The organism is Burkholderia sp. Bp9099 (assembly GCF_003857805.1).
In the GTDB taxonomy this organism is placed as follows: domain Bacteria; phylum Pseudomonadota; class Gammaproteobacteria; order Burkholderiales; family Burkholderiaceae; genus Burkholderia.
The window spans coordinates 37,620-50,309 of record NZ_QTPU01000023.1; the positions used below are offsets into that span (position 1 = coordinate 37,620).

A 12,690-nucleotide genomic window follows, 5' to 3' on the forward strand; every position below is an offset into this window, starting at 1 on the left:
TCGCTCCACACCATGAAGACGAGCATGCAACGCAAGCTCGACCAGCTGTCTATCCGGCTGGCCGAACTGAACGACCTGCTGAGCCGCGAAAACGTCACGGCCGACCTCGACCAGTACCGCAAGCTGACGCGCGAACACGCGGAACTCGGCCCGGTCGTCGAGCAGTACGCGCTGTGGCGCCAGTCGCGCAGCGACGAGACGGCCGCGCAGGAGCTGGTCGCCGATGCATCGATGCGCGATTTCGCCGAAGACGAGATTCGCAGCGCGCGGGAACGCATGGTTCGCCTCGAAGGCGAGTTGCAGAAGATGCTGCTGCCGAAGGACCCCAACGACGACCGCAACATCTTCCTCGAAATCCGCGCGGGCACCGGCGGCGACGAGTCGGCGCTGTTCGCGGGCGACCTGCTGCGCATGTACCTGCGCTTCGCGGAACGCCAGCGCTGGCAGGTCGAGATGATGTCGGAGAGCCCGTCGGATCTCGGCGGCTACAAGGAAGTGATCGTGCGGATCGCCGGCCAGGGTGCCTACTCGCGGCTGAAGTTCGAATCGGGCGGCCATCGCGTGCAGCGCGTGCCGGCGACCGAGACGCAGGGGCGCATCCACACGTCCGCCTGCACGGTCGCGGTGATGCCGGAAGCCGACGAAATCGGCGAGGTCGAGATCAATCCGGCCGACCTGCGGATCGACACGTTCCGCGCGTCGGGTGCGGGCGGCCAGCACATCAACAAGACCGATTCGGCGGTGCGCGTCACGCACATCCCGACCGGGATCGTCGTCGAGTGCCAGGACGACCGCTCGCAGCACAAGAACAAGGATCGTGCGCTGAAGGTGCTCGCCGCGCGCATCAAGGACAAGCAGTATCACGAGCAGCACGCGAAGGAAGCGGCGACGCGCAAGAGCCTGATCGGCTCGGGCGACCGCTCGGAGCGGATCCGCACGTACAACTTCCCGCAGGGCCGGATGACCGATCACCGGATCAACCTCACGCTGTACCGGCTCGAGGCGCTGATGGACGGCGATCTCGACGAACTGATCGGCGCGCTCGTCACCGAACACCAGGCCGAACTGCTCGCGTCGCTCGGCGACACCGACTGAGGTCGCGATGCCCGACACCACCGCCGACGATCTGCTGCGCGCGTCGCCGCTCGACCCGGTCGATGCGCGCGTGCTCCTCGCGTACGCGCTCGGCTGGACCCGCACGCAGCTGATCACGCGCGGCGACGCCCCGCTCGAGCCCGCCGCGATCGCGCGCTACCGGGCGCTCGAAGTGCGCCGCGTCGCGGGCGAGCCGGTCGCGCAGCTCGTCGGGATGCGCGAATTCTTCGGCCGGCCGTTCGATGTGACGCCCGACGTGCTGATCCCGCGCCCCGAAACCGAACTCCTCGTCGAAGCCGCGCTCGACGCGATCGACGGTCGCCCGCATCCGGCCGTGCTCGATCTCGGCACCGGCAGCGGCGCGATCGCCGTGTCGATCGCCGCCGAACGGCCCGACGCACGCGTGTGGGCGCTCGACCGCTCATCGGCCGCGCTCGACGTCGCCCGGCGCAACGCGCACAAGCTGCTCGACGCGCGCCGCCCCGGCGGCCCGCTGCACTGGCTGCAGAGCGACTGGTACGCCGCGCTCGAGCCGACGCTCGCGTTCGACACGATCGTCAGCAATCCGCCGTACATCGCGCAGCACGATCCGCACCTCGCGCAGGGCGACCTGCGGTTCGAGCCGCGCGGCGCGCTCACCGACGATGCCGACGGCCTCAGCGCGATCCGCACGATCGTCGCAGGCGCCGGCGCGTACCTGAAACCGGGCGGCACGCTCTGGATCGAGCACGGCTACGACCAGGCCGAAGCCGTGCGTGCCTTGCTCGTGTCACGCGGCTTCGTCGCGGTCGAATCGCTCGCCGATGTCGCCGCGATCGAACGCACCACGGGCGGCCGCCGGCTCGTCTGACGGCCGGCCCGCCCGGTTGAAATCCGCTATCATTTCGTTCTAACGCCCCGCCAACGCAAGGTCAGTCATGGACACCCAACAACGTATCAAGCAAATCGTCGACGAAAACCAGGTCGTGCTCTTCATGAAAGGCAACGCGCAATTCCCGATGTGCGGCTTTTCGGGCCGCGCCGTGCAGGTGCTGAAAGCCTGCGGCGTCGACCAGTTCAAGACGGTCAACGTGCTCGAGGACGACGAGATCCGCCAGGGCATCAAGGAATTCTCGAACTGGCCGACCATCCCGCAGCTGTACGTGAAGGGCGAATTCATCGGCGGCTCGGACATCATGATGGAGATGTACCAGTCGGGCGAACTGCAGCAACTGTTCGCCGCCGCGTAACGCCCCGTTCCCGATGGCATCTCCCAGCGCGCCGCCACGCCGGCTGATCGTCGCGATCACCGGCGCCACCGGCGCGGTCTACGGCGTGCGGCTGCTCGAATTGCTGCGCGCCGCCGGCGGCGTCGAAACGCATCTGCTGGTTTCGAACGCCGGCTGGCTCAATATCCAGCATGAATTGCAGCTGTCGAAGGCCGAAGTCGAAGGCCGGGCGGATGTCGTGCATTCGGTACGCGATGTCGGCGCGACGATCGCGTCCGGTTCGTTCGCAACCGACGGGATGGTGATCGCCCCCTGCTCGATGAAGACGCTCGCGAGCGTCGCGCACGGCCTGTCGGACAACCTGATCACGCGCGCGGCCGACGTCACGCTGAAGGAACGCCGCCGTCTCGTGCTGATGGTGCGCGAAACGCCGTTCAACCTCGCGCATCTGCGCAACATGACCGCCGTGACCGAAATGGGCGGCATCGTGTTTCCGCCGCTGCCCGCGTTCTACGCGATGCCGAAGACGATCGAGGAACTCGTCGACCAGACCGTCACGCGCGTGCTCGACCTGTTCGCGCTCAGCGCACCGATGACGACGCCGTGGGCCGGCATCCGGCCCGCACGGTAAGCCGCTCGACGCGGCGCTTCGGCGCCGTTCTCCACGCATCTTCGTCGATTCGGCCGCCTTCCGGTTCGATCCAGCCACGCCCCGCCTCCCCGCGCCGGCTCCCGCGCACCTGAATCGGCCGAATTATCAACCATTGCGATTCAATCAAATTCCGGCAAGCCGATTTATCAATGTCCGGTGCGCGCCTATAGTCACAGGCAACCCACTATTGCAGGCTCCCCACCATGAACCGCTTGCCTTCGCTTTACCTGTCACACGGTGCCCCGACGCTGCCGATCGACCCGACGCTGCCGTCCGGCGCATTCACGCACCTCGGCGCCGAATTGCCGCGCCCCCGCGCGGTGCTGATGCTGTCCGCGCACTGGGGCACGCAGCAGCCGGTCGCGAGCGTGGCCGCGCACCCGGAAACGATCCATGACTTCTACGGCTTCCCGCGCGCACTGTACGAGATCCGCTACCCGGCACCGGGCGCGCCCGAGGTCGCCGAGCGGGCGGCCGCGCTGCTGAACGCGGCCGGCATCGCGACAGCGACGACCGAGCACGGTCTCGACCACGGCGCGTGGGTGCCGATGCTGCTGATGTTCCCGGAGGCCGACGTACCCGTCGCGCAGCTGTCGATCCAGCCGCGTGCGGACGCGGCCCATCACTTCGCGCTCGGCCGCGCGCTGCGGCCGCTGCGCGACGAAGGCGTGATGGTGATCGGCTCGGGCCAGATCACGCACAACCTGCGCGCGGCCGATTTCAGCGCGGCGCCCGAGGATGCGGACCCGCGCGTCGCGGAATTCACCGACTGGTTCGAGGCGAAGCTGGCCGCGCGCGACGTCGACGCGCTGCTCGACTATCGCCGGCAGGCGCCGCACGCAGCGCTGATGCATCCGACCGACGAGCACCTGCTGCCGGTGTTCACCGCGCTCGGCGCAGCCGACGACGACTACCAGCTCGGCATCCAGTCGCTCGGCACGTATCAACGCGTGCTCGCGATGACGAACTACGTGTTCGCAAGCGCGGCCGCCTGAATCGCGCGACACGGCGACACAAGCGCCGAGCACAAATAAAAAGCCCGCCCGAGCATCGCTCGGACGGGCTTTTTTGCGCTTTCCGCCACCGCCGATTCCGGTGGCAGGTCAGGCGTCAGGCACCGACCCCTTCAAGGATCTCGTCGTGCGACTCGCGCTCGTCGAGATACTGGGTCCGGTAACCGGTGTTCACGCCCCAGAAGTAGAACACCAGCGAGATTGCCGCGACGATCAGCATGTCCCAGCCGTACGGCAGCACGCCGTAACCGCCGAACTCCTTGCTGCCGACCAGCGACAGCACGGCCATCGTCGGCAGGTACGCGACCAGCCACCATGCGGCCTTCAGGTCGGCGCCCCAGCCGGTCCAGCCCGACTTCGCCTGGAAGTAGAAATACACCGGCAGCGCGACGATCATCAGCAGGATGATTTCGCCCGTCAGCGGCCACTTCGCCCAGTACAGGATCAGCGACGCGCAGACGAACGCGAACGGTGCGATCAGCTTCATCAGCGGGATCGACAGCGGACGCTCGATGTCGGTCGCCGCGCGGCGCAGCGCCATCAGGCTGATCGGGCCGGTCAGGTACGAGATCACCGTTGCGACCGAGATCACTGCCGCGAGCGAGCTCCAGCCGCGGAAGAAGAACAGGAAGATGAACGACACGAGCAGGTTGAACCACATCGCCTGGCGCGGCACACCGTAGATCGGGTGCACGTTGCCGAACATCTTCGGCATCGTGTTGTTGCGCTCCATCGCGTAGATCATGCGGGTGGTCGTCGCCATGTAGGTCGTACCGGTGCCGCTCGGGCTGATGAACGCGTCGACGTACAGCAGGATCGCGAGCCAGTTCAGGTTCAGCGCGATCGCGAGTTCGGCGAACGGCGACGAGAAGTTGAACTGCGACCAGCCCTTCGCGACGTCGGCCGGATTCACCGAACCGATGTACGCCATCTGCAGCAGCACGTAGATCACGAGTGCGATCAGGATCGACGTGATCACCGCGAACGGCACGCTGCGCGACGGATTGCGCGCTTCGCCGGCCAGGTTCACCGGGCTCTGGAAGCCGTTGAACGCGAACACGATACCGCTCGTCGCGACCGCGGTCAGCACGGCCGACCAGCCGTACGGCGCGAAGCTTGCATTCGATGCAGTGCCGAGGTTTTCCGAGTGGAAGCTCGACAGCATCAGGCCGAGGATCGTGAGGCCGGGGATCAGGAACTTGAAGATCGTGATCGCGGTGTTCGCACGTGCGAAGGCCTTGACGCCCCAGTAGTTCAGCATGAAGTAGATGACGACCAGCACGGCCGACAGCAGCAGGCCGGGTGTCGTCAGCTCGCCGTTCACGAACAGCGCATGCGCCCACGGATACTGCCACGTGCTCATGTACTGGATCGACGCTTCCGCCTCGATCGGGATCACCGATACGATCGCGATCCAGTTCGCCCACGCGCTGATGAAGCCCACCAGCGAACCGTGCGAGTAGCGCGCGTAGCGCACCATGCCGCCCGACTCGGGGAACATCGCACCGAGTTCAGCGTACGTCAGCGCAATCGCGAGAATTACGACCGCGCCGATGATCCATGCGCAAATCGCCGCCGGACCGGCAATCTTCGCAGCCTTCCAGGCGCCGAACAGCCAGCCCGAACCGATAATCGAACCCAGCCCCGTCAGCATCAGTGCAAACGGGCCGATGTTCCGTTGAATAGAACTCTTCACATCCTCTCCTATGTCTCAAAAAGCATGGTCGGCCCGCGGTCCGGGATCGGCTCGGACAGCAGCGCGCATGCAATTTTGGGGGGAAGGATCACCCGATCGGGGCAACCCGTCCACGCGGCGCGTAGTTTAACGGTTGCACCTCCAAGTTGGCGCCAAAATCGTTCGGCCCCTACAAAAAAGTCGCATCGTTTGCAAGGTTTGTAAACCTTAACTCCGCAATAACCCTGAGTGCATGGAAATCCGGTTGACCGCGCGACCGATTACCCGTATAAACAACGTTGCAGGATTTCAAGCGGCGAGTGAATTGGTTCTTTCGTAGTTCGCCCATCAACGGTACTCCGGTTGGTCCCATTACCCCCTTCCTTGATTTTCCGCACCCCATGGGCCTCGGCCCCGTTTTATCTTTTTAGGAACAAGTAACATGGCAACCGGTACCGTCAAGTGGTTCAATGACGCAAAGGGCTTCGGCTTCATCACCCCGGAAGGCGGCGGCGACGATCTGTTCGCGCACTTCTCGGAAATCCGCGTCGAAGGCTTCAAGACGCTGCAAGAAAACCAGAAGGTTGAATTCGAAGTGAAGACGGGCCCGAAGGGTCTGCAAGCTGCGAACATCCGTCCGGTCTAAGTTCGGCGCGATAATTCGTGTAAAAAAGCCCCGCTTCGGCGGGGCTTTTTGTTTTCCGGCGCGGGCGGCCATGCGGCCGCCACGATCGAGAATGGCCTCCGGTCAGCCGAACAGCCGCTGCGCGTGAATGCCGAGCCCGGTCGCGACGCTCGCGAGGCGATCGCCGAACACCGGCTGCGCGTCCGGGAATGCGCCGGCGAGCGCACCCGACAGGAACGCGAGCCCGGTCGAGCCGCCGGTGAAATACAGCGCGCCGACGTCGCGCGGCGCGACGCCCGCCAGCCGCACCGTTTCGCGCGCGGCATCGACGATGCGCGCCGTGTCGTCGACGCTCGCGTCGACCAGGCGTTCGGCGTCGAACGCGATCTGCAGATCCTCTTCCACGTCGTTCAGGTCGATCATCGTCTCCCCGCCCGCCGCCACACCGATCTTCGCTTCTTCCGCGCGCGCCATCAGTGCATGCCCGAGCCGCTGCTCGACCACGCGCGTGAGCCGGTCGTACTGCCGCACGTCCTGGTACAGGTGCTTCATCAGCTTCAGCTCGCCCAGCCGCTTCGGCGTGTAGACCGTGTTGATGAGGTGCCAGGTCGCGAGGTCGAAGTAGATCCGGTTCGGCAGCTCGCGTCCCTCGGGATCGAGCGCGCGGTAGCCGAACGCCGGCAGGATCGCCGCCAGCTCGACGCGCCGGTCGTAATCGGTGCCCGCGACGTGCACGCCGTGGTGCGCGAGCACGTCGTCCTTGCGCTCGAGGCGCGCCATCCGCTCCGGCCCGACGCGCACCAGCGAGAAGTCCGACGTACCGCCGCCGATGTCGGCGACCAGCACGAGCCGCTCGGCCTGCTGGCGCGACTCGTAGTCGAACGCGGCCGCGATCGGTTCGTACTGGAAATGCACGTCCGCGAACCCGACCGACTGCGCGGCCGCTTCGAGCTGGTCCTGCGCGAGACGGTCGGCGCGCGGATCGTCGTCGACGAAGAACACCGGCCGGCCGAGCACCGCGCGGCCGATCGGCGCGCCGGCGCGCGCTTCGGCCTTGCGTTTCAGGTGCGTCAGGAAGCGCGCGATGATCTCCGTGTACGCCATCGCGCTGCCGTCGCCGAGATCGGTCGTGGTTTCCGCGAGCGGCGAGCCGAGGATGCTCTTCATCGAGCGCATCAGGCGGCCGTCGAAACCGTCGATATAGGACGCGAGCGCCGCCCGGCCGTATTCGACCGTCTGCTCGTCGTTGTTGAAGAAGATCGCGGTGGGCAGCGTCAGGTGGTCGCCCTCGACGGGCGCGAGGCGCATGGCATCGCCGTCGGGCAGGGCCACGGCGGAATTGGACGTGCCGAAATCGATCGCGCAGTAAGTCATGGGAAGGTGCCGCAGCATGGCCGGCGCGAAAACGGAAAGGACGGGCTTTTTAACATGAAGCCCGCCGGATCACAACCGGGGGCGGCCGCCGGCGCGGTGCAACCGGCCCGGGGCGGAGATCAGGCGCGCCTGCGGCATGCCGGCGACAGGGGCGGACGGGGTGCCCGAGGCGCCCCGCCGCCCGCTTGCAGCGCACCGGCGACAGGTTCGGACAGAGTGCTCGACGCGCCCCGGCACCCGCTTGCGGCACACCGGCGACAGGTGCAGACGGGGTGCCCGACGCGCCCCGCTGCCCGCCTGCAGCGCACCGGCAACCGGTGCGGACAAGGTGCTCGACGCACGCCTGGCCGCTTGCACCATCAGGCCGCGGCGTCGAAACCCTTCTTCCATGCGCCCGCATACACGACCTCGCCGATCGCATGGCGCGTGCGCGGCGCCTTTTCGCGTTCGCGCAATACCGGGTCGAGCTTGTCGACGTTGCCGTAGTGGCCGAGCGAGATGATCGCCGGAATCGCGACGTCGGCCGGAATCTCGAACGCATCGCGGAACGCCTTCGCATCGAAGCCGCTCATCTGGTGCGCGGCGAGACCCAGCGCGTGCGCCTGCAGCACCAGCGACATCGCGGCCGCGCCCGCATCGTACAGCGCGGTCGGCGCCGGCTCGCCCTTCGGCGTGAGCGTATGCGCGGTCACGGCGATCAGCACCGGCGCCGGCGCGTTCCAGCCCTGGTTGAACGGCACCAGCGTCGCGAATGCGTGCTTGAACGCCGCTTCGTCCTGCGTGCGATCGAACACGATGAAGCGCCACGGTTGCGCGTTGTAGGCGGACGGCGCCCAGCGCGCCGCTTCGAGCACCGCGTGCAGATCGGCGGCGCTGATCGGCTCGTCCGAATACGCGCGCGGGCTCCAGCGGCCGGCGATCAGGTCGTGAATCGAAACAGTGGTGGGAGCAGGTTTGACGGACATGCGGTTCCTCGCTGACATCGATGAAGGGCGCGAACGCCCGGCGAACCGCAAGCATAACCGCTTGAGCCGTCGCGCGCCCGGTCATCCCGCGCAATGCAAATCACCGATCCTGCATTGACCGGCCGCACCCGCGCACGGGTCGGCCGGCGCACCGAGCTCAGGCGGCCTGCGCGGCCGCGCGGGACGGGCCGCGATTGATCCGCAGCACGATCAGCGCACCGACGATGCAGAGCGCGCCCGAGATCATCGACGCGATCGTATAGGTGCCGAGGCTCGCGCGCAGCAGCCCCGCGCCGAGCGCCGCGAACGCCGCGCCCAGTTGGTGGCCGGCGACGATCCAGCCGAACACGACCGGCGCCGCGGCCTTGCCGAACACGTCGGTGGCCAGCCGCACGGTCGGCGGCACGGTCGCGATCCAGTCGAGCCCGTAGAACATCGCGAACAGCGGCAGACCGAAGAAGTCGATGCCGAACGCATGCGGCAGGTAGATCAACGACAGCCCGCGCAGCCCGTAGTACCAGAACAGCAGCACGCGGTTGTCGTAGCGGTCGGACAGCCAGCCCGACAGCGTCGTGCCGAACAGGTCGAACACGCCCATCGCGGCGAGCAGCGAGGCGCCCTGCACTTCGGACATCCCGTAGTCGCTGCACATCGCGATCAGGTGCGTGCCGACGTAGCCGTTGGTGCTCGCGCCGCAGATGAAGAAGCTGAAGAACAGCAGCCAGAAGTCGCGCGAGCGGCTCGCGGTCAGCAGCGTGCGGAACGCGACCGCGAGCGGGTTCTCCTTCGTCGCGTCGGGCGCCGCCGGCGCGTCGGCCGGCTCTCCGTACGGGCGCAGCTGCACGTCGGCCGGTCGCTCGGGCAGCAGGAACGCGACCAGCGGAATCACGATCGCGGCCGCCACCGCGACGACCAGCACGACCGGCCGCCAGCCGTGGCGCTGCGCGATCGCCGCGAGCATCGGCAGGAACACGAGCTGGCCGGTGGCCGTGCTCGCGGTCAGGATGCCCATCACGAGCCCGCGCCGCGCATGGAACCAGCGTGTGACGAAAGTCGCGGACAGCGTCAGCGCGACGACGCCGGTCGAGCAGCCGACCATCAGCCCCCAGATCACGACCATCTGCCAGCTCTGCGTCATCATCGACGACAGCGCGACGCCCGCGCCCATCGTCACCAGCGCGGTCAGGATCGTCGGCCGCAGCCCGAAACGCTGCATCGCCGCGGCCGCGAACGGGCCCGTCAGGCCGTACAGCGCGATGTTCACCGAAATCGCCAGCGAAATCGCCGCGCGGCTCCAGCCGAGTTCGCGCTCGAGCGGCACCATCAGCACGCTCGGCGTCGCGCGCGTGCCGGCCGCCGCCAGCAGGATCAGGAAAACCACCGCCGCCGCGAGCCATCCGTAGTGGAAGCGCCCGCCGATTCGTGTCACTGCCCAGTTCATGTTGTCGCTCTCCAGTTGGCTGGCCCGCGCTCGCGCGCCAGCCCCGCCTCACCTCCGGGCCACCTCCGCCGCACGCTGCATCGGCTGACCCGGGCCGATACGTGGCATTTGTCTGTCGATCCGGTCGGCATTGTTACCGATCGGTCACAAGTGTGTTGCGATCGTAGTTACCAGTCGGTAACATGTCAAGCAATTCACCACGCAGTCGAGGGTCATCATGTCGGGCATCGAGGCCGCCAACAAGCCGCCGGCACGCCGCACGCGCCGGCCGATCGCCGCGGCCGCCGCGCAGGAACACCTGCTGCGCGCCGCGGAGGAGCTGTTTTACAAGGAAGGGGTGCGCGCGGTCGGCGTCGAGGCGGTCGTGGAGCGCGCGGGCGTCAACAAGATGAGCCTGTACCGCCAGTTCTCGTCGAAGGACGAGCTGATCCTCGCGTATCTGGAACGGATGGATGCGTGCTTCTTCGAGCGTCTCGATTCGAGCGTCGCGAAGCATCCGGGCCAGCCGAAGGCGCAATTGATCCAGTATTTCGTCGATCTGGCCGAACGCGCGACGCAGAAGGACTATCGCGGCTGTCCGTTCGTCAACGTCGCGGCCGAATTCCCGGATACGTCGCATCCGGCGCGCGAGCGCGTCGCGCAGAACAAGGAACAGCTGATGAAGCGGCTCCTCGAGTTGTGCGAAGGCGCGGGCGCCCGGCAGCCGAAAGCGCTCGCCGACGCGCTCGCGCTCATCGTCGAAGGCATCTACGCGGCCAGCCAGACCTACCGGCACGGCGAAACGCCGATCGGCACCGCGCCCGCGCTGGCCACGCAGCTGATCGACGCCGCCTGCGCGTGACGGGCGGCGCACGCGCCGACCCGGCGTGCCCGCTCCGGCTACAATGCGGCCCTCGCTGCCGCTTCGCCCGACCGCCTCCGCCATGACCGATACCCGCCCCGACTCCCACGACGACATTCTCGCCGCCACGCGGCACTGGCTCGCGCGCGCGGTGATCGGGCTCAATCTGTGCCCGTTCGCGAAGAGTGTCTATGTGAAGGAACAGGTACGCTATGCGATCAGCGAAGCGACGACGCTCGAGGATGCGCTCGCCGATCTCGAAACCGAGCTGCGCGCGCTCGAAGCGGCGGATCCGCAGCAGGTCGACACGACGCTCGTGATCTATCCGCGCGCGTTCGCGGATTTCGTCGACTACAACGATGCGCTGTTCTTCGCCGAGCGGCTCGTGCGGCAACTGCGACTCGACGGCGTGCTGCAGATCGCGAGCTTCCATCCCGAGTACCGGTTCGAAGGCAGCGAAGCCGACGACATCGAGAACTACACGAACCGCGCGCCGTATCCGATCCTGCACCTGCTGCGCGAGGACAGCATCGCGCGCGCGGTCGATGCGTTCCCGGACGCATCCGCGATCTACGAGAAAAACCAGGAAACGCTGCGCCGCCTCGGCCACGACGGCTGGCGTGAATGGATGCGCCGGCCGGGCGACGACGTCTGACGCGTCGCGCGGCGGGTGGCTGGCGCGCGGCGGACGGGGGCCGGGCGTCGGTCCGCCTTGGTCCGCCTTGGTCCGCCTTGGTCCGCTTTGGTCCGCTTTGGTCCGCTTTGGTCCGCTTTGGTCCGCTTTGGTCCGCCTTGGTCCGCCTTGGTCCGCCTTGGTCCGCCTTGGTCCGCCTTGGTCCGCCTTGGTCCGCCTCGGTCGCCTCGATCCGCCTCAGTCCGCGGACTGCTCGACGGCCTCGCCGGCCGCCGCCGCGGGTGCCGGCGCGAAGAAGCGCTCGTTCAGTTCGGCGAGCCCGAACATGCCGAGGATCTCGTTCAGCCGCTCGCCGGGCTTGCGGCGCGGCAAGTTCTTGTACTGCGCGATGATCAGCTCGTTCTTCATCGAATGCTCCCAGCCGACCAGCTCGGTCACGCTCACCTGGTAGCCGTGCGCCTCGACCTGCAGGCAGCGCAGCACGTTGGTGATCTGGCTGCCGAATTCGCGCGTATGCAGCGGATGCCGCCACACTTCCGTCAGCGCGTTCGCGAGCGACTTGCCCTTGTTCTTGCGCAGCACGCCCGCGACCTCCGCCTGGCAGCACGGCACCAGCACGATGTGCTGCGCGCGCTTCGCGAGCGCGAACCGGATCGCGTCGTCGGTCGCCGTGTCGCATGCATGCAGCGCGGTGACGACGTCGACCGTTTCGGGCAGCTTCGGCGACGTGATCGAATCGGCGACCGACAGGTTCAGGAACGACATCCCGCCGAATCCGAGCCGCGCGGCGAGTTCGGTGGAGCGCGTGACGAGTTCCTCGCGCGTCTCGATCCCGTACACGTGCGACGCGAATGCCGGCGTGCCGTGCCCCGGCTGCTGCTTGAAGAACAGGTCGTACAGGATGAAGCCGAGATACGACTTGCCGGCGCCGTGATCGACGAGCGTCACGCCGCCCTTGTCGGCCTGCACGCTCGCGAGCAGCGGCTCGATGAACTGGAACAGGTGATAGACCTGCTTCAGCTTGCGGCGGCTGTCCTGGTTCAGCTTGCCGTCGCGGGTCAGGATGTGCAGTTCCTTCAGCAGCTCGACGGACTGCTCCGGACGGATTTCGTAGGTCTTGTTCGACATCGTGAAACGGCGCCGGGCCACGGTCGGTCGACCACGGCC

The 12,690-nt window shown here is 67.3% G+C and carries 13 protein-coding genes; 8 read left to right on the plus strand and 5 right to left on the minus strand.

Translation table 11 applies throughout. The features are described from left to right. Positions 1-12: 12 nt before the first annotated feature. The 5 genes from prfA to DIE17_RS25540 all read left to right on the plus strand — a co-directional run bounded on the left by prfA (position 13) and on the right by DIE17_RS25540 (position 3,950). Positions 13-1,095 carry a peptide chain release factor 1 gene (prfA, locus tag DIE17_RS25520; RefSeq protein WP_044845899.1) on the plus strand — a complete coding sequence of 361 codons (1,083 nt, stop codon included), beginning with the start codon at positions 13-15 and terminating at the stop codon, positions 1,093-1,095. 7 nt (positions 1,096-1,102) lie between these two features. Next, the gene (gene prmC / locus DIE17_RS25525) at positions 1,103-1,945 is read left to right on the plus strand and encodes a peptide chain release factor N(5)-glutamine methyltransferase (protein WP_124921385.1); all 843 of its coding nucleotides are present in this window, start codon (positions 1,103-1,105) and stop codon (positions 1,943-1,945) included. 67 nt (positions 1,946-2,012) lie between these two features. Next, complete coding sequence (gene grxD / locus DIE17_RS25530) at positions 2,013-2,324, plus strand: Grx4 family monothiol glutaredoxin (RefSeq protein WP_011883132.1); 312 nt, start codon at positions 2,013-2,015, stop codon at positions 2,322-2,324. A 13-nt stretch (positions 2,325-2,337) separates the two neighbouring features. Continuing rightward, positions 2,338-2,934: a UbiX family flavin prenyltransferase gene (locus DIE17_RS25535; protein WP_124522195.1), complete on the plus strand. Its 597-nt coding sequence runs from the start codon at positions 2,338-2,340 to the stop codon at positions 2,932-2,934. Positions 2,935-3,158: 224 nt separating this feature from the next. Then, entirely contained in the window at positions 3,159-3,950 is a 792-nt protein-coding gene (locus DIE17_RS25540) for a class III extradiol ring-cleavage dioxygenase (RefSeq protein ID WP_059607887.1), read from the plus strand. Positions 3,951-4,065: 115 nt separating this feature from the next. Here the strand turns inward: DIE17_RS25540 and DIE17_RS25545 are convergent, their stop codons facing one another. Further along, entirely contained in the window at positions 4,066-5,664 is a 1,599-nt protein-coding gene (locus DIE17_RS25545) for an APC family permease (RefSeq protein WP_124522197.1), read from the minus strand. 421 nt (positions 5,665-6,085) lie between these two features. On the opposite strand from DIE17_RS25545, the gene DIE17_RS25555 reads away from it, so the two are divergent. Beyond that, positions 6,086-6,289, plus strand: coding sequence for a cold-shock protein (locus DIE17_RS25555; protein ID WP_006477070.1), 204 nt, complete (start codon positions 6,086-6,088; stop codon positions 6,287-6,289). A gap of 102 nt (positions 6,290-6,391) precedes the next feature. On the opposite strand, the gene DIE17_RS25560 is transcribed toward DIE17_RS25555, so the two are convergent. The 3 genes from DIE17_RS25560 to DIE17_RS25570 form a co-directional block, all read right to left on the minus strand. After that, on the minus strand, positions 6,392-7,642 hold the full coding sequence (locus DIE17_RS25560; protein WP_044845904.1) for an Hsp70 family protein: 1,251 nt from the start codon (positions 7,640-7,642) through the stop codon (positions 6,392-6,394). A 359-nt stretch (positions 7,643-8,001) separates the two neighbouring features. Continuing rightward, positions 8,002-8,607 carry a nitroreductase family protein gene (locus DIE17_RS25565; RefSeq protein WP_044845905.1) on the minus strand — a complete coding sequence of 202 codons (606 nt, stop codon included), beginning with the start codon at positions 8,605-8,607 and terminating at the stop codon, positions 8,002-8,004. A gap of 157 nt (positions 8,608-8,764) precedes the next feature. Then, complete coding sequence (locus tag DIE17_RS25570; RefSeq protein ID WP_124487888.1) at positions 8,765-10,048, minus strand: MFS transporter; 1,284 nt, start codon at positions 10,046-10,048, stop codon at positions 8,765-8,767. Positions 10,049-10,265: 217 nt separating this feature from the next. Here DIE17_RS25570 and DIE17_RS25575 point away from each other — a divergent pair, with 217 nt between their 5' ends. Then, a complete protein-coding gene (locus DIE17_RS25575) occupies positions 10,266-10,889 on the plus strand; it encodes a TetR/AcrR family transcriptional regulator (RefSeq protein ID WP_124487887.1) in 624 nt (207 codons plus the stop codon). Positions 10,890-10,971: 82 nt separating this feature from the next. Further along, positions 10,972-11,544, plus strand: a complete 573-nt coding sequence (locus DIE17_RS25580) for a DUF1415 domain-containing protein (protein ID WP_124487886.1) — start codon at positions 10,972-10,974, stop codon at positions 11,542-11,544. A 216-nt stretch (positions 11,545-11,760) separates the two neighbouring features. Here the strand turns inward: DIE17_RS25580 and DIE17_RS25585 are convergent, their stop codons facing one another. Next, positions 11,761-12,651 carry an SAM-dependent methyltransferase gene (locus DIE17_RS25585; RefSeq protein ID WP_124522199.1) on the minus strand — a complete coding sequence of 297 codons (891 nt, stop codon included), beginning with the start codon at positions 12,649-12,651 and terminating at the stop codon, positions 11,761-11,763. Positions 12,652-12,690: the final 39 nt, after the last annotated feature.

Bases quoted from the DNA above. Each gene is read 5' to 3' on its own strand.
- prfA (WP_044845899.1), top strand. From the start codon at position 13: ATGAAGACGAGCATGCAACGCAAGCTCGACCAGCTGTCTATCCGGCTG.
- prmC (WP_124921385.1), top strand. From the start codon at position 1,103: ATGCCCGACACCACCGCCGACGATCTGCTGCGCGCGTCGCCGCTCGAC.
- grxD (WP_011883132.1), top strand. From the start codon at position 2,013: ATGGACACCCAACAACGTATCAAGCAAATCGTCGACGAAAACCAGGTC.
- DIE17_RS25535 (WP_124522195.1), top strand. From the start codon at position 2,338: ATGGCATCTCCCAGCGCGCCGCCACGCCGGCTGATCGTCGCGATCACC.
- DIE17_RS25540 (WP_059607887.1), top strand. From the start codon at position 3,159: ATGAACCGCTTGCCTTCGCTTTACCTGTCACACGGTGCCCCGACGCTG.
- DIE17_RS25555 (WP_006477070.1), top strand. From the start codon at position 6,086: ATGGCAACCGGTACCGTCAAGTGGTTCAATGACGCAAAGGGCTTCGGC.
- DIE17_RS25560 (WP_044845904.1), bottom strand. From the start codon at position 7,642: ATGACTTACTGCGCGATCGATTTCGGCACGTCCAATTCCGCCGTGGCC.
- DIE17_RS25565 (WP_044845905.1), bottom strand. From the start codon at position 8,607: ATGTCCGTCAAACCTGCTCCCACCACTGTTTCGATTCACGACCTGATC.
- DIE17_RS25570 (WP_124487888.1), bottom strand. From the start codon at position 10,048: ATGAACTGGGCAGTGACACGAATCGGCGGGCGCTTCCACTACGGATGG.
- DIE17_RS25575 (WP_124487887.1), top strand. From the start codon at position 10,266: ATGTCGGGCATCGAGGCCGCCAACAAGCCGCCGGCACGCCGCACGCGC.
- DIE17_RS25580 (WP_124487886.1), top strand. From the start codon at position 10,972: ATGACCGATACCCGCCCCGACTCCCACGACGACATTCTCGCCGCCACG.
- DIE17_RS25585 (WP_124522199.1), bottom strand. From the start codon at position 12,651: ATGTCGAACAAGACCTACGAAATCCGTCCGGAGCAGTCCGTCGAGCTG.